Raw genomic sequence first — 15937 nt, 5'->3', positions numbered from 1 at the left:
GAATTATGTCTAACCAAGCCTCCACGCCCCTGCGGCGCGTCAGCATCCTGGCCATCGACCGGGTTTTCGCTTCCACCCTCATGCAAGCCAAGGATTTCTTCCATCTCGCCAGCCTGCGCTACGGCAAACAGCTGGGCCAGGGCCTGACACCGGCGTTCGAAACCCGCCTGGTCAGCCCCGATGGCAAGCCGGTCAACACCTTCAGCGATGTGATGATTCCGGTGGACGGCGGACTGGAAAACGCCGACATCATCGTTCTTCCCGCGTTCTGGGACGATTTCGACAACCTCAGCAAACGTTACCCGCAAATCCTGCCCTGGCTGCGCCAGCAACATGCGCGCGGTGCCGTACTGTGCGGCGAGGCCACTGGTGTTTTCTGGCTGGCCGAAGCCGGGCTGCTCAATGGCAAGGAAGCGACCACTTACTGGCGCTTCTTCAATGCCTTCGCCGAACGCTTCCCCAAGGTCCAGCTCAATCAGGACAAACACCTGACCGATGCCGACAACCTGTACTGCGCCGGCGGCACCACCTCGGCATGCGACCTGTACATCTACCTGATCGAGCGCTTCTGCGGCGCCAACGTGTCCCAGGCCGTAGCCCGAGACATCCTCTATGAAGTGCAGCGCAGCTATTCACCGGGACGGATTGGATTCGGCGGGCAGAAGCTGCACCAGGACGTGATCATCCTGCAGATCCAGCACTGGCTCGAAGAACACTTCGCCGACAAGTTCCGTTTCGAGGACGTTGCCCGCGAACACGGCATGAGCATCCGCAACTTCATGCGCCGCTTCCAGACCGCCACCGGCGACAAGCCACTGCATTACCTGCAACGCCTGCGCATCGAAACCGCCAAGGGCTTGCTGTCCGGCAGCCGCAAGAGCATCAAGACCATCAGCTACGAGGTTGGTTATGACGATGCGAGCTTCTTTGCGCGGCTGTTCCGCCAGCACACGGAGTTGTCACCGAATCAGTATCGGCAGCAGTTTCAGCAAGCGGCGTAATCACAGGCATACAAATGCCCCCCCTGTGGGAGCGAGCTTGCTCGCGATAGCGGCGCATCAGTCATATCAATACTGAATGTGCCGCCGTCATCGCGAGCAAGCTCGCTCCCACACGGACTTTGGTGAGCCCAAAAGAGGTTCTTCGGCGCACAAAAAAAGGCCTGCATTTGCAGGCTTTTTTTGTGCACCGAACTGTCTTACGGCTTGTGCGCCCTGGACAGGAATTCGTGGGATTGCATTTCCAGCAGTCGGCTGAGGGTACGCTGGAATTCGAAATTCAAGCGCCCGCCAGTGTAGAGATCCTTTAGCTCGACTTCAGCAGAAATGATCAGCTTCACGTTACGGTCGTAGAACTCGTCGACCATGTTGATGAAGCGTCGGGCGATGTCGTCGGTGGTGACGCTCATCTGTTCGACATCGCTGAGCAACACGGCGTGGAAGATCTTGCCCAGTTCGATGTAGTCGTTCTGGCTGCGCGGGCCGTCGCACAGTTCGCGGAAGTCGAACCAGGCCACGTCATCGCAGGTGCGCAGGGCACGGATTTCGCGGTTTTCGATCATCAGCACGTCATTTTCGACCGCTGCCGTGCATTCCGGTGTCAGTGCACGGAAGCTCTTGCGCAGGCTTTCGTTGGCGGCTTCGTCGAGTGGATAGTGGAACAGCTCGGCCTGTTCGAGGTGACGCAGACGATAGTCGACGCCGCTGTCGACGTTGACGATCTCGGTATTCTGCTTGATCAGCGCAATGGCCGGCAGGAAGCGCGCGCGTTGCAGGCCGTCCTTGTACAGGCCATCCGGCACGATGTTCGAAGTCGCGACCAGGGTTACGCCGTTCTTGAACAGTTCTTCCATCAGGGTGCCAAGGATCATGGCGTCGGTGATGTCGGAAACGAAGAATTCATCGAAGCAGATGACCCGGGCTTCGGTGGCGAAGCGCTTGGCGATGATGGTCAGCGGGTTTTTCTCGCCGCCCAGGGTTTTCATCTCTTCGTGCACGCGCTTCATGAAGCGGTGGAAGTGGGTGCGGGACTTTTCCTTGAAGGGCAGCGCTTCGAAGAAGGTGTCCACCAGGTAAGTCTTGCCGCGACCTACGCCGCCCCAGAAATACAGGCCCTTGACCGGGGTCTGATCCTTCTTGCCAAACAACTTGCCCAGCAGGCCCGGCTTGTTTTGCTCGGCCGCGACCAGGTCGTCGTACAGGCGCTGCAAATGACGCACGGCAGTTTCCTGCGCGGCGTCATGGAAGAATTCCGGGCGTTTCAGATCAGCTTGATATCGTTCTAGGGGCGTCATAATTCGTTAGCAAGGCAACAAAAACGGGCCGACACTGTAGCGACGACCCCGAGGAATGGCAATCGGCCCTTGGTCGGGCCGAACCGTTGTTTATTCCTGAACCGGCGTCAGGGCAATGCGCAAGGCTTCGATGGCAGCGTCACGGGCGGCGCTGTCGGCAAACGCCGGGCTGTCGGCAACGCACTCGCCTTCCAGCCAGACGCTGAAGCCCAGGTCTTCACTGCGCACGTCCAATGCCTGGCCCGCTTGCAGTTGCTTGGTCACCTGCCCGGCGGTTTTACCGTCGGCGAAGTTGCGCGACAGCAGCAGTTGTTCGCCATCTGCCGCCAGCAGACGGAAGCGGAAACTGCCGTCGTCTTCACGGAAGCTGACAAAACGCGCAGCCTTCACGGCTTTCTTCTTGGTGGTCGCCGCCACTTGAGTCTGGGCAACGAAGGAGCGCAGGCCCACCGCTTCACGCAGTTCGTTGAGGAAGGGTGTCGCTACCGCACGGGCCTTTTTCGCGCCGTGTTGCAGGATGTCCTCCAGATCCGCCGGGCGCTCGATCAACTGGTTGTAACGCTCGCGGGATTCGCCCAGTTCGTTGTCGAGCAACTGGAACAGACGATTCTTCGCCTCGCCCCAACCCAGGCCCTGCAACAATTCGCTGCGGAACTCGTCGGCTTGCGCCGGGGTGGCAAACGCCTGGAACAGGGTGAACAGGTGCGAGTTGTCCGGATCCTTGGCTTCGCCCGGTGCGCGGGAGTCGGTGACGATCCGCGAAATCGCGTCCTTCATCTCTTTGGCACTGCTGAACAGCGGGATGGTGTTGTCGTAGCTCTTCGACATCTTGCGACCATCCAGGCCTGGCAACGTGGCGACGCTCTCTTCGATCAACGCCTCGGGCATGGTGAAGAACTCTTTGCCCTGGCCAAAAAGATGGTTGAAGCGCTGGCCGATGTCCCGCGCCATTTCCACGTGCTGGATCTGGTCACGACCGACCGGCACCTTGTGCGCATTGAACATCAGGATGTCCGCGGCCATCAGCACCGGGTAGCTGTAAAGGCCCATGGTGATGCCTGCATCCGGGTCCTCGCCGTTCTCGACGTTCTTGTCCACCGAAGCCTTGTAGGCGTGGGCGCGGTTGAGCAGGCCCTTGGCGGCGACGCAGGTCAGCAGCCAGGTCAGCTCGGGGATTTCCGGGATGTCGGACTGACGGTAGAAGGTCACGCGGTCGACATTCAGGCCACCGGCCAGCCAGGTCGCAGCGATTTCCAGACGCGAGCGCTGGATGCGCAGCGGGTCATCGCACTTGATCAGGGCGTGGTAGTCCGCCAAAAAGTAGAACGAGTCGGCATTGCTGTCACGGCTGGCCAGGATCGCCGGGCGGATGGCACCGGCGTAGTTGCCCAGGTGCGGCGTGCCGGTGGTGGTGATGCCGGTGAGGATACGGGTACGAGTCGTCATGGGTAATCGCTTGTCAGACTGCAATCAATTCGAGAGACGCGGCAGGATCAGATCCTTGAGATCGGTCAGCTTGCCATGAAAAAAGTGTCCGCATTCTGCCACTTTCAGCAGCTCATGGGGACGTTCAAGCGTGTCGGACCATTGGTAAACCAGCTGCGGATCGATCACTTCGTCGGTTTCCGGCTGGATCAGGGTCAGCTCGCCCTGCTGTGGCAGTGAGTCCTGAGCGCTCAGGCGCATGACCGCCGGTGCGACCATGAACAGATGTTTGAGCGGTTCGCCCTTCGCTTCCAGACGTCCGCCAAGACTTGCTGCAACAAATCCACCGAAGGAGAAACCGAACAGGGTCAGTGGCAATTGCGGGTGTCTGGCGCGAAACCATTCGGCCACAGCCTGGGCATCATCGACTTCGCCGGTGCCCATATCATGTGTACCTTCACTGGCACCCACCCCGCGGTAGTTGAAACGCAAAGTAATCAAACCGGCATCACGCGCGGTGCGCTGCAGGGTCGAGACCACTTTGTTGAGCATGGTGCCGCCCTGCACCGGGTTCGGATGGCAGATCAGCGCCAGGCCACGCGCCTGCTCGTTGTCCAGGTACAGTGCTTCCAGTTGACCCACCGGGCCATCAATCACTACAGGGGTTTCACGCATAAGCAAGGAAGGAACTCCGTGACCTCGGATCAGGTCGACTCGTCTAGCAAATTGTCTGTGGCTGTCTATTGCGAGTGAATCGCGGTATACAGCGCAGGTTCGAGCCGTTAACGTAAAGCAAAGCCGTTTATAGAGGAAGGACTCGTGGAACACTCGCTCTTAGTTTGGTTGTTACCGACTCTTGCCCTGGTTGTGGGTGTCGCCATTGGGTTCCTGATCGCTCGCGTTGCACCGAACGCCGCGCCCAGCCGCACGCAGCGTCAGCTGGACGATATTCAGGAACGTTTCGACAGTTATCAGAACGAGGTGGTGACCCACTTCAACAGCACCGCGACACTGGTCAAGAAACTGACTCAGAGCTATCAGGAAGTGCAGGACCATCTCGCCGAGGGCGCCAACCGCCTGGCCCTGGACGAACAGACTCGCCAACGCCTGCTGGCTTCCCTGCACGCCGACGCGGCGCAGGCACCCCGTGAACGCCTGACGCCACCGCGCGATCAGGAGCCGCCTCGCGACTACGCACCGAAAGCCCCGAACTCGCCGGGCATGCTCGATGAGCATTATGGCCTGAAGAAGTAATCAGCTTTCGCGCCATACAAAAAGCCCCCGGACTTTCACTGGTCCGGGGGCTTTTTTGTTTCTGTCCGTTCCAGATTCCTGCTGCCTGGCCTGGCCTCTTCGCGGGCAAGCCCGCTCCCACAATGGTCGATGTCGTACACAAAATCTGCATCCAACACATGACCTGTGGGAGCGGGCTTGCCCGCGAAGGGGCCGGAACTGACGACAAAAAAAAGCCCGCCCGATCCGTAGAAGATCGAGCGGGCTTTTCTACGCCTGGGGTTCAATCAGACGATCAAGGGTACTGCTGAACCTGACCTTGCTGCTGACCACCATACTGCTGGCCCGGAATCGCCTTGAGGTTGACCTCTACACGGCGGTTCTGCGCCCGGCCATTGGCGTCGCCGTTGCTGGCGACCGGGCTATCCGGACCGGCGCCACGAGCGCTCAGATTGGCACCGCTGACACCTTGCGAGGTCAGGTAGGTTGCCACGCTCTGGGCGCGACGCTGGGACAGGTCCATGTTGTGCTGGCGGCTGCCGGTGCTGTCGGTATAGCCGACGATCTCGATCTGGTTCTGGTTGAACTCTTTGAGCGAGCCCGCCAGGTTGTTCAGCGGCTGATAGAAACTTGGGGCAATGTTCGCCGAATCGGTAGCGAACGTGATGTTGCCCGGCATGATCAGCTTAATCTGGTCGCCCTGGCGCTGCACTTCAACACCGGTGTTGGCCATGCTGGCGCGCAGCTTTTTCTCTTGCTGATCGGCGTAGTAGCCGTAACCGGCGGCGGAAGCACCGACCACCGCAGCACCGATCAGTGCGCCCTTGCCACGGTTATCGTGGTTGATCGCAGCACCGGCCAGCGCACCGGCCAGAGCGCCGAGGCCACCGTATTTCGCGGTCTTGCTCATGCCTTGGGAGCTGCCATCCGCCTGACCCTGCGGCTGGCCGTCATAAGGGTTGGGCGAGGCACAGCCGGACAGTACGGCCACGGCAGTAGCGACAATCATCAAACGACGCATGGTGAACATGTAAAGCTCCTACTTTTTTTGCATTCTGTGGTGCAACGGACCAAGGCATCAGCCTTTGCGGGCGTTGGATCATGTTAACGGGTAAAAATTCCGAATGTTACAAATCAGCCCCGAACAAACGGGTTTTCGCGCATTTCATCGCCCAGGCGGGTGTCCGGACCATGCCCGGTCACCACGGTTGCGTCTTCGTCGAGGGTGTACAGCCGCTGCTTGATCGAGCGCACGATGGTCGCCTGGTCGCCGCCCCACAAATCCGTGCGTCCGACGCCGCGACGAAACAGCGTATCACCGGCAATCAGCAGCTTGGCCTCGGAAAACCAGAAGCTCATGGAGCCCGGCGTATGACCTGGCGTGTGCAGCGCCACACCGCAGCCGCAGGCCAGTTCTTCATCATCGGCCAGCCAGCGATCCGGGGACGGCACCGGGGTATAAGGAACGCCGAACATCTGGCACTGCATTTCCAGGTTGTCCCAGAGAAACTGGTCTTCCTTGTGCAGATGCAGCGTCGCGCCGGTTTTCTCCTTGAGTTGACCGGAAGCCAGGAAATGATCGAGGTGGGCGTGGGTGTGAATGATGCTGACCACTTTCAGCCCCAGGGCGTCGAGACGCGCCAGAATCAGCTCATGATTGCCACCTGGATCGACGACGATGGCCTTTTTCGTTACCGGATCGCCGATGATCGTGCAGTTGCACTGCAACGGGCCGACGGGGAAGGTTTCGCGAATGAGGGTGGGTTGCTGGGACATCGGCGGGGCCTGCTCGATAAACGGGGGATGAGTGATTTTCTCACAATTGAGTATCCAGCCAATGGCCGCGATGTGTAACGTGAAAAATCCTTAACCCAGTACCCCCAATTCCTTGGCTCGCGCCACCGCCTGCGTACGTCGCTCGACCCCGAGCTTGCTATTGATATGGCTGGCGTGGGTCTTGACCGTGTGCAGGGAAATAAACAGCTGATCGCTGATTTCCTGGTTCGAACAGCCCTGGGCGATCAATCGCAGGACCGCCATTTCCCGGGTGCTGAGTTGCTCCGCGGCTGCGCAGGACTCCAGCCCGGGACGGGCAGCCAATGCCGGCAGTTTTTCACTGAGGCTCAGGGAAACGGGGGTTGGCGGACAGCTTTGAAGCTGCCCACGCAGCCAGTCCGGGTGCTCGGCCAACAAGCCCTCGAAGGGTTGCAGCACCCCTCCGCCGGCGGCGTCCAGCGCCTGGGCCAGTGCCTTGCGTGCTTCCGGTTCCCGTCCGCTACCCAGCAACAACGCCACTTTCTGGGTCAGCGCCATGGCGCTGAGCATCTGCCGACCGCTTTGCTGGCCATGTTCGAGCAGTGCATTCAAACGCCCTTCGGCCAGCATCGGTTGGCCCTGGATGACGTCGAGCAAGGCTTGCTGCAATTCGATATGCAGCGGCAATTGCGGGTGGAACTCCGGTGGTGCCGCCGCGTTTTCGCCGTTATAGGTCTGTCCCAGGCGCGCCAGCCAGGCTTCGGCCAGATCGGTGCGCCCCTGGGCCAACCAGAGTTCACATTTGACCAGGGTGATCATGGCCAGGTAGTAGATCGGTGGCACATCCCAGATGTGCATGAGCCGTTCGGCTTCGGCAAGCTCGGCAAAGGCCTTGGCGAACTCGCCACTGCTGCCTTCCAGCCTGGCAATCACGCAGTGGCCGATCAGCACGCTGATGTCACGGCAGGCGCGCGCCTCGCTCAAACCGGCCTGCAATCGCACCCGCGCCAATTGCGGCTGCATGCGCAGGGCCAGCAAAAAGCCCTCGTACAAGGTCAGCCGGGCGCGAACCGCATAAAGCCGTTGCGCAGGCAAGCTCTGCAGGCGCTGCATTCCCTGACGGACCTCTTCCAGCGCCCGACAGATTTCCCCGCGTGCTTGCAACACCCGGGCGCGATCGTAGTGCGCCAGTGCTTCGAACAAGGGGTTGCCGACCCGTTGCGCCAACTCCAGCGATTCGCGGTTCAATCCCCGTGCCCGCCACAAATCACCGTCGGCAATGGCGAGGTTGGACAGGGTCGAAAGGCACATCAGGCGCTGGCCGTAACGCTTGGACGGAAGACTCTCCAACGCTTCGCGGCAGTACCGCAGCGTCAGTTCGCGGTTGCCGCGTCCACGGGCAATGATGCCGCTCAACGCCAGCCATTGAGCGAGCATCGACTTCTGTGCGGTGGCCGACGGAGCAGGCAGGAAACGGCTCAAATGGCTGGCCAGCTCTTCGGCGGCATCCAGTTGGCAAGCCATCCCCAACGCCCAGCTATAGAGCACGATCAGCCGCGGCGTGCTGATCAGCAAGCTGTCAGGCAAGTCCATTTTCCAGCGCAGCAACATGCCGACATTCTGCTCGGCCAGCAGTTGCTCCTCGGAGAGGTTCTGCACCAGGTTCGCCGCGACGTCCAGGTGACCGGCGCGCAAGGCCTGCTCTACGGCCTCATCGAGCAGTCCCTGGGCATTGAACCACCGGCAGGCACGCAGGTGCAGGCTGGCGGCCGGCACCATCGACTGGGAAGTCGGGCGCGTGCGCAACAGATCGGAAAACAGGTGGTGGTAACGATACCAGTGGCCATGCTCGTCCAGCGGCACCAGGAACACCTGGTGGGCGAGCAGGAAGCGCAGGATTTCCCCGCTGTCATGGGCGTCGCGAACGGCGTCGCACAGTTCGCTGCAAAAACGTTCCTGGGGCGCCGTGTCGTAGAGGAACGACTGGACCTCGGCGGGCAGGCAATCGATGACCTCTTCGAGCAGGTAATCGCGGATCAGCCCTTCCCCGCCGTGCAAGGATTGCGGCAGCGCGCCGTCGGTACCCGCCTCCGAGGCGGCCAGCAGCCAGAAACGCAACCCCGCGACCCAACCTTCGCTGCGCTGGATCAGGTTTTCCAGCGCTTCACCGCGCAAGGAACTGCTATGCCGGTCGAGCAGGCTCAAGGCCTCGTCGTGGGTCAGGCGCAGATCCTGTTCATGCAATTCAAGCAGTTGTCGCGACAGCCGCAGCCGCGCCAGATGCCAGTCGGGACGTTGGCGACTGGTGACCATCACCAGCAAGCCATCAGGGAGATGATTGAGGAAAAATTGCAGGCAACGGTCCAGTACCGGCCCCTGGGCCAGATGGTAATCATCCAGCACCAGCAGCAATGGCGTCGCGGTGGACAAGTGCTCGGCCAATTCGTCGAGCAGGCCATCCAGCCATTCTTCGAATGCGAAAGGCTGATGGCGCTGGCGCATTTTCAACAGCCCGAGCGATTGCCTGCCCAGGTGCGGGAAGTAGTCCTGGAGGCCTTCCAGCAGGCGTTCGAGAAAACGTCCCGGGTCACTGTCTCGCGGGCTCAACCCCAGCCAGAGACTTTGCCAGTGCGCCGGCAACCCCTGACAAAACTCCACCGCCAACGAACTCTTGCCGAACCCTGCCGGTGCGCTGACCAGCAATAACCTGCCACCGAGCCCGGCACTCAGGCGCTCGCACAAACGTGGACGCAGCACATGGCCGTCGGGCAACGGCGGGCGGAAGAAGCGCCCGTCGAGTGTCGCGACAGCAACGTTTGCAGAACCTGGGGATGTAGACAAATCAGTCATAGCCGGCTCTTGTTTGAATTGCGGGTGGCGGCGTTGCAGATGTCCGCAGACTAGCCGTAAACGGATAGGGAATGAAGGTAATTGCTACAAATGGCTACAAAAAGTCTACAAGCAAAAAAAAACGCCCCGAACCAGTCGGGGCGTTTTCAGAGGGTGCGGCCTCTACTCAGTTCACTTTAGCGAACACCATCCTGACGCAAGGCGGCCGGGGTGAAGTCGCTGGTGGTGGCAGTGAAGCCGAAGTCATAAGCCGACTTCTCTTCGTTCTTCATGCCCAGCGCCAGGTAACGACCCGATTGCAGGTCGTACAGGGTTTCAAGGGCATACCACGGCACTTGCTTGTCGTAGTAGTTCTCGGCATGGGCCTCGGCGACGCGCCACAGTTGACCGCGACCGTCGTAATGGTCGATGACCGCTGCCTGCCAGGTGTCTTCGTCAATGTAGAAGTCACGCTTGGCGTAGATGTGACGCTGACCTTCCTTCAGGGTGGCAACTACATGCCACACACGACGCAACTCGTAACGAGCCAGGTCCTGGTTGATGTGACCGGCCTTGATGATGTCGGTGTACTTGAGTTTCGGATCGTCGAGCTTGTAGGCATCGGAAGCGATGTACATCTCTTTCTTGCCTTCGAGCTTCCAGTCGTAACGATCCGGTGCACCGTTGTACATGTCCAGGTTGTCGGAGGTACGCAGGCCATCGGCTGCGGTACCCGGGCCGTCATAGGACACTTGCGGCGCACGGCGCACACGACGCTGGCCGGCGTTGTAGACCCATGCCGAGCGCGGCTCCTTGACCTGGTCGAGGGTTTCGTGAACCAGCAGTACACCACCGGCCAGACGCGCCGGCGCGGTCACTTTCTGCTTGAAGTAGAACAGGATGTTGCCCGGGTTCGCCGGATCGTAGTCCTTCATCTTGTCGCGGAACACGAACTGGTCCTGGAAGTACACCAGGCTGAACGAGCCGTTCGGCTGTGGCGTGGCCTGGGTTACTAGGCGGGTCACGCTGCCCCCGCGATAGCGGGTGATGTGGTTCCAGATGACTTCAACGCCGCTTTTCGGGATCGGGAACGGAATGGCGGTTTCAAAGTTCTCCAGGCCGTTGCCGCCGGACACCAGTTTGGTGTTGGTGGCGTTCTTCTTGATGGAGGCGAACACCTCATCTGGCACGGTGGCACCGCGGTGGGACGGATAGACCGGCATCTTGAAGGTTTCCGGGTAGCGCTTGAACATCGCGTACTGGCCCGGGGCAAGCTTTTCCTTGTACTGGTCGACGTTCTGCGCCGTGATGGTGAACAGCGGTTTTTCACCCGGGTACGGATCGGACAGGAAGCCCTTGCTGTCGACCGCTCCGGCGTTCTTCGGCAACGGTTTCCAGGCCGGAATCGAACCGTCGGCGTTACCCGCCATTTCAGCGCCCATCGGGGTCAGGCTCTTGCCCAGTTTGTCGGCTTCGGCCTGGGGAACCGCTGCGATGACGCTGGTCGCCAGCAGTGAAAGCCCCAGAACACCGGCGTGGAACAGACTCTTTGTTATTTTCATATGTTCGTTCGTCCTGAAAATTCAGTGCTTAGAAGTTCACGCCGAGGCTGAGCGCAACGAAGTCGCGGTCATCCACGGTGGTGTACCTGCCGTCGAAGAAGTTGGTGTAGGCCAGGCTCGCGGTGTAGGTGTTCTGGTACTCGGCGTCGACACCCAGGCTCACCGCCTTGCGGCCTTCCTCGAAGTTGCCGCCAGGCCCAGGGGAGTAGCCTTCCACGTCATGAGACCAGGCTACGTTTGGCTTGAGGTTCACACCGGCAAACACGTCGTTGTATTCCCAGATGGCACGACCGCGGTAGCCCCATGAAGTCGCGGTGGTGAAGCCTTCGTCGGTGCAGTTGCGGCTGCGGTTGTTGGTCGGCGTACCCGGGCCGGCACCGCTGATGGTGCTGTTGTTGAGTGTCACGCAGGTATTGAGCGCGCCAGAGGCTGGCAATTCACCCGGACCGTAGACCGGATCGCGGCCATAACGAACGTCGGAAGTGCTTTCCAGGCCGCCAACGTGGGTCACGCCCACTTCGCCCACCAGGGTCAGACGGCTGGCGCCCATGACCTGATCGAAGAAGTGCGTCAGAGTGGTCTGGAACTGGGTGACTTCCTTGCGACGATACCCGTGCAGGTCCTGACCCGGCACGCCGGTAAGCAGCGATGCATTGGTCAACGGGTTGTTCGGGTTGTTATTGCCTATAGGACGAACACCGGAGAACAGGATGTCGGTGGAGTTGAGCTGCACCGGAGCGTTCGGACGGTAGCTGATCTCACCGCTCCACGCCGTACCGGTAGGCAGGGTGGTGGAGAAGCTCAGGCCGTAGAGGCGGATGTCTTCCGGGTATTCGATGAAGTACTGCGAATTACCCGCCACCAGCAATGGCGCCAGTGCGGCGAACGGGCCGCCCTGGAGGGCCGCTGCAGTGTTGTAGACCGACTGCGGCGCACCGGTAGCGCTGAAGATCGGCGCACGGCTGTGGTAATTCATGAAGTAGGCGCCGAACTCGGTGTCCAGCGGATCGAACATGTACTTGAGGGACGCGCCCCACTGGCCGCTGTCGCGGGCATCGCGATCGGGGCCACGACGCACCAGAACACCCTCATTGTTGACGTCGACGCCGTTGGCGGCCAAAGGCCCCAGGGCAATGGCCGGAATTTGCGAGCGCTTGGCCAGTACGCGCAGGTTGTCGTCGCAGCCGTCGGCAACGATGTCTGGCTGGGAGAAGAACGTGCCGCAGTTGTCGACAACGGTCTGGTCCCATTCAATTTGGTAGAACGCTTCGGCCGAGAGGTTTTCGGTCAGGCTCTGGGACACATAGAACATGTTGACCGGGATCAGGCCTTCCTTGATCTCGGCCCCCGGACGGCGGAACGCGGACACGTCGATCGGGTTGATCGAGTTGATGCCACCACCGATGAAGGTACTTTCACCCCAGCTCACGACCTGCTTGCCCAGACGCACGGAGCCTGGCTGATCGGCAATGGAGTAGTTGTGGTAGACGAAGGCGTCGAGGATCTGGCCGCCGGCAGACTTGGCGCCTTCCTTGCGGTTGTCGTCGCTGATGTCCTTGAACGGACGGCTTTCGTCCTTCAGTTCAAAGTCGTACCAGTATTTGCCACGGACGAAAACACCGGTATCGCCGTATTTCAGTTCAAGGTCATGGATGCCCTTGAAGATCTTCGAGAAAGTTTCCCCGCTCTTGAAGTTCAGGTGACCGTCATCAGAAGTCTGGGACAGACCCTTGCCGCCGTTGTTGACACCGATGAGGTTCTTGTTGGCACTTTCGGTAGACCAACTGGCACCGATCGACAGGGATGAGTCGAACTGACCTTCGATTTCACCGACGTTGAAACTGACGCCGAATGCTGGCCCGGCGAGCGTAGAGGCAAGACTGACAGCCAGGGGCAGTTTCGCCCGGCGCCAGAACTGGTTTGCTGATGTCATCGACGCTACTCCATGTGCATTTTATTTTTATGGCAAGAGCACTTCTAAAAACGCTGTGGATAACCGGGAGCCATGGCATCCCAAAGTCATTCCAAAGTTGCATCGCCCCGGTTCGTGCGGTTGCCCCGTTCTTAAAAATCCTTGAGTGGACTATAGCCAGCAGGTAGTAGCGCTTGATCCCTCTAAAGTGTGATTTGCAGCTGCCAGCCACTCTGGAACAGTCCTTTCGCCAGTCCGACACCCGTCGGCACGGCAAGGATGGCTGAAAATTTCGTTTTGACAAGCCAAGCGCTTGCTTGGTGGGGGCTGGCGTGCCCTTTCGAGCACGCCAGGTGACGCTTAAAGCGTCGAGAGGAAGGTGCTGTTGGTGGCTTGCCACTCGCTGATGTCGACGCGAATGCGCTTCTTGTCGAGCTTGCCGACACTGGTCTTGGGAATTTCAGTAACAAGAGCGATCTGGCTCGGAATCGCCCACTTGCTCAAGTGTCCCAGCTCCACAAACGGCTTGAGGTGTTCCTTGAGTTCCCGCGCCCCGATTGCATGCCCCTCACGGAGCACCAGCAGGGCAAACGGCCGCTCGCCCCACTGCGGATCGGGGATCCCCACCACTGCTACTTCACGTACCGCCGCATGACGACTGATCAGGTCTTCCAGGTCCAGGGAGGAGATCCACTCGCCACCGGTCTTGATCACGTCCTTGATCCGGTCACGAATGTCGATCACGCCCATGCTGTCCAGGGTCGCCACGTCACCGGTGTGCAGCCAGCCTCCGGCCCAGAGCTCGGCGCCCTTCTGCGGCTCATTGAAATACCCCTCGGTCAGCCACGGCGCGCGTAACACCAGTTCGCCCTGGGTCTCGCCATCGGCGGGCAGGAAGTTGCCCTCGGTGTCGACGATCGCCGCCTCCACCAGCGGCCCTGGTACGCCGGCCTTGATCCGGTAAGTGGTGCGTTCGTCTTCGGTACCCGCCATCAATTCATCGTTGAGGTGTGCGCACGAAACCAGTGGCCCGGTTTCCGACATGCCGTAGGCGGCGGTCAGCTGAATGCCTTTGGCCTTGGCCGCCTCGTACAACGTGCGGTTCAGGGCGCTGCCGCCGATGACGATTTTCCAGCCGCCGAAGTCGACGGTCTGCGCGGCCTTGGCATTGAGGACCATCTGCAAAATGGTCGGTACGCAATGGGAGAACGTGACCTTTTCCTTGCGCCACAACTCCACCAGGTACTCCGGGTCATAGCGGCCGGGATACACCTGCTTGAGCCCGAGCATGGTCGCCACATACGGCAAGCCCCAGGCGTGCACGTGGAACATCGGGGTGATCGGCATGTACACGTCGTTGGTGCCCAGCAGGCGCACGCTATCGATCGCGCCCATGATGGTCGACACGCCCATGGTGTGCAGCACCAGTTGCCGATGGGTGAAGTACACGCCCTTGGGGTTGCCGGTGGTGCCGGTGGTATAGAACGTGGTCGCGACCGAGTTTTCGTCGAAGTCCTCGAAGTCGTATTGCGGGCTCGCCGCGGCCAGCAGTTGTTCGTATTCGCCGACGAGATTCGGCAGGTCCGCGGTTTTTTCCGGCAGGTCAGTCAACAGCAGGGTTTTGTCGACCGTGGTCAGTTGCCCCTCGATGGCCTTGTAGAGACCGACGAACTCGCTGTTGACCAGCACAAAGCGGTCCTCGGCGTGGTTCATTGTGTAGAGGATCTGTTCCGGCGACAGGCGCACGTTGATGGTGTGGATCACCGCACCGATCATCGGGATGGCGAACATGCATTCCAGGTAACGATGGCTGTCCCAGTCCATCACACCCACGGCATCCCCGGGCTTGACTCCGGCCGCTGTCAGCACGTTGGCCAGGCGGGCTACCCGTTCGATCAGGGTCGGGTAGCTATAGCGCAACTTGTCGCGGTAGATGATCTCGCGGGTTTTCTCATAACGGGCACCGGACATCAGCAGCCGTTTGATCAACAGCGGGTACTGGTAAGCGCCTTCGGCCGGGGGGATAACGCGAGTCTGCAACATAATAATCCCTTTAATCTGACTGCACGGTCGTGACTGAAAGTACGCACTGTAGTGCCCTTGAACGTCAGCCAAATCAGCCAAAGGAATGATTTGCAGAACCCCACGAATGATAGCGTTACGCCATCATTTGCGAGGTTTGATCATCTGCAGGAGCGTCGACCGGCTGCTCCTACAAGGATAGATATCTGATCAATGCATCTCGGTAAAAGCGAGCTTCACGCCAATCGCGATCAGCACCGCGCCCATGGTCCGGTCGAACCAATGGCCCATGCGGGCGAAACCGGCGCGTACGCGCTGCTGGCTGAACAACATCGCCACCAGGCAAAACCAGATCGCTGTCGCCACCGCCAGGTAAACCCCGTACCCGGCCTGCACGGCCAGCGGCGTGTGCGGGTTGATCACCACGGTGAACAGCGAAAGGAAGAACAGCGTGGCTTTCGGATTGAGACCGTTGGTGACAAAACCCGAGGTGAAGGCACCACGGGCGGTGCGCTCGCCGGCCTCCTTGTGCAGGTCGTCCGCCACAGATTTGGCCGGTTGCGCGCGCAGCGCCTTGTAACCGATGTACAGCAGGTAAGCGGCGGCGGCCCATTTCAAAGCATTGAACAGCACGATCGACTGGGACACGATCAGGCCGATACCCAACAGCGAGTAACCCACGTGCAGGAAAATCGCCGTGCCCACGCCCAGCGCGGTCCAGGTACCCGCGCGACGACCGTGGGTAACACTCTCGCGCACCACCACGGCAAAGTCCGGGCCAGGGCTGGCCACGGCCAGCAGGTGAATCAGGGCAACGGTCAAGAACTCTGTCCAGTACATGGGGGCTCCTTCAGGCCAAGCGTAACTAGTTATTTCATCTGGTAGGCTCGGCAGATTACGCCTTCA

12 protein-coding genes are annotated in these 15937 nt (G+C 60.3%); 2 read left to right on the top strand and 10 right to left on the bottom strand.

The window, feature by feature from the left end:
• Positions 1-80 precede the first annotated feature (80 nt).
• Positions 81-1001 (top strand): GlxA family transcriptional regulator, encoded by a 921-nt coding sequence (locus KGB29_RS26340; RefSeq protein WP_174245557.1) that lies wholly within the window; start codon positions 81-83, stop codon positions 999-1001.
• A gap of 197 nt (positions 1002-1198) precedes the next feature.
• Here KGB29_RS26340 and zapE read toward each other — a convergent pair whose 3' ends face one another.
• From zapE to KGB29_RS26325, 3 genes are all read right to left on the bottom strand, one after another.
• On the bottom strand, positions 1199-2293 hold the full coding sequence (gene zapE, locus KGB29_RS26335) for a cell division protein ZapE (protein ID WP_103396227.1): 1095 nt from the start codon (positions 2291-2293) through the stop codon (positions 1199-1201).
• 90 nt (positions 2294-2383) lie between these two features.
• Positions 2384-3739, bottom strand: coding sequence for a tryptophan--tRNA ligase (locus tag KGB29_RS26330; RefSeq protein ID WP_150814949.1), 1356 nt, complete (start codon positions 3737-3739; stop codon positions 2384-2386).
• 24 nt (positions 3740-3763) lie between these two features.
• Positions 3764-4393 (bottom strand): alpha/beta hydrolase, encoded by a 630-nt coding sequence (locus tag KGB29_RS26325; protein ID WP_057713348.1) that lies wholly within the window; start codon positions 4391-4393, stop codon positions 3764-3766.
• A gap of 144 nt (positions 4394-4537) precedes the next feature.
• Between KGB29_RS26325 and KGB29_RS26320 the strand changes: the two genes are divergently transcribed.
• Positions 4538-4972 carry a YhcB family protein gene (locus KGB29_RS26320; RefSeq protein ID WP_008045970.1) on the top strand — a complete coding sequence of 145 codons (435 nt, stop codon included), beginning with the start codon at positions 4538-4540 and terminating at the stop codon, positions 4970-4972.
• A gap of 274 nt (positions 4973-5246) precedes the next feature.
• Here the strand turns inward: KGB29_RS26320 and KGB29_RS26315 are convergent, their stop codons facing one another.
• The 7 genes from KGB29_RS26315 to KGB29_RS26285 all read right to left on the bottom strand — a co-directional run bounded on the left by KGB29_RS26315 (position 5247) and on the right by KGB29_RS26285 (position 15871).
• Entirely contained in the window at positions 5247-5981 is a 735-nt protein-coding gene (locus KGB29_RS26315) for an OmpA family protein (RefSeq protein ID WP_057713347.1), read from the bottom strand.
• Positions 5982-6085: 104 nt separating this feature from the next.
• On the bottom strand, positions 6086-6727 hold the full coding sequence (locus KGB29_RS26310; RefSeq protein WP_057713346.1) for an MBL fold metallo-hydrolase: 642 nt from the start codon (positions 6725-6727) through the stop codon (positions 6086-6088).
• 90 nt (positions 6728-6817) lie between these two features.
• Positions 6818-9556 (bottom strand): LuxR C-terminal-related transcriptional regulator, encoded by a 2739-nt coding sequence (locus KGB29_RS26305; protein WP_090457630.1) that lies wholly within the window; start codon positions 9554-9556, stop codon positions 6818-6820.
• Positions 9557-9732: 176 nt separating this feature from the next.
• On the bottom strand, positions 9733-11097 hold the full coding sequence (locus KGB29_RS26300) for a DUF1329 domain-containing protein (RefSeq protein WP_150815203.1): 1365 nt from the start codon (positions 11095-11097) through the stop codon (positions 9733-9735).
• Positions 11098-11125: 28 nt separating this feature from the next.
• Positions 11126-13030: a DUF1302 domain-containing protein gene (locus KGB29_RS26295; protein WP_057713343.1), complete on the bottom strand. Its 1905-nt coding sequence runs from the start codon at positions 13028-13030 to the stop codon at positions 11126-11128.
• A 339-nt stretch (positions 13031-13369) separates the two neighbouring features.
• Positions 13370-15052 (bottom strand): fatty acid--CoA ligase, encoded by a 1683-nt coding sequence (locus KGB29_RS26290; RefSeq protein ID WP_150815204.1) that lies wholly within the window; start codon positions 15050-15052, stop codon positions 13370-13372.
• A 189-nt stretch (positions 15053-15241) separates the two neighbouring features.
• A complete protein-coding gene (locus KGB29_RS26285) occupies positions 15242-15871 on the bottom strand; it encodes a LysE family translocator (protein ID WP_150815205.1) in 630 nt (209 codons plus the stop codon).
• Positions 15872-15937 lie beyond the last annotated feature (66 nt).

The organism is Pseudomonas sp. BF-B-30 (genome assembly GCF_019956305.1).
GTDB classification, from domain to species: Bacteria; Pseudomonadota; Gammaproteobacteria; order Pseudomonadales; family Pseudomonadaceae; genus Aquipseudomonas; species Aquipseudomonas jessenii.
This window is presented reverse-complemented; position numbering and strand designations above follow the sequence as displayed.

Bases quoted from the DNA above. Each gene is read 5' to 3' on its own strand.
- KGB29_RS26340 (WP_174245557.1), top strand. From the start codon at position 81: ATGCAAGCCAAGGATTTCTTCCATCTCGCCAGCCTGCGCTACGGCAAA.
- zapE (WP_103396227.1), bottom strand. From the start codon at position 2,293: ATGACGCCCCTAGAACGATATCAAGCTGATCTGAAACGCCCGGAATTC.
- KGB29_RS26330 (WP_150814949.1), bottom strand. From the start codon at position 3,739: ATGACGACTCGTACCCGTATCCTCACCGGCATCACCACCACCGGCACG.
- KGB29_RS26325 (WP_057713348.1), bottom strand. From the start codon at position 4,393: ATGCGTGAAACCCCTGTAGTGATTGATGGCCCGGTGGGTCAACTGGAA.
- KGB29_RS26315 (WP_057713347.1), bottom strand. From the start codon at position 5,981: ATGTTCACCATGCGTCGTTTGATGATTGTCGCTACTGCCGTGGCCGTA.
- KGB29_RS26310 (WP_057713346.1), bottom strand. From the start codon at position 6,727: ATGTCCCAGCAACCCACCCTCATTCGCGAAACCTTCCCCGTCGGCCCG.
- KGB29_RS26305 (WP_090457630.1), bottom strand. From the start codon at position 9,556: ATGACTGATTTGTCTACATCCCCAGGTTCTGCAAACGTTGCTGTCGCG.
- KGB29_RS26300 (WP_150815203.1), bottom strand. From the start codon at position 11,097: ATGAAAATAACAAAGAGTCTGTTCCACGCCGGTGTTCTGGGGCTTTCA.
- KGB29_RS26295 (WP_057713343.1), bottom strand. From the start codon at position 13,030: ATGACATCAGCAAACCAGTTCTGGCGCCGGGCGAAACTGCCCCTGGCT.
- KGB29_RS26290 (WP_150815204.1), bottom strand. From the start codon at position 15,052: ATGTTGCAGACTCGCGTTATCCCCCCGGCCGAAGGCGCTTACCAGTAC.
- KGB29_RS26285 (WP_150815205.1), bottom strand. From the start codon at position 15,871: ATGTACTGGACAGAGTTCTTGACCGTTGCCCTGATTCACCTGCTGGCC.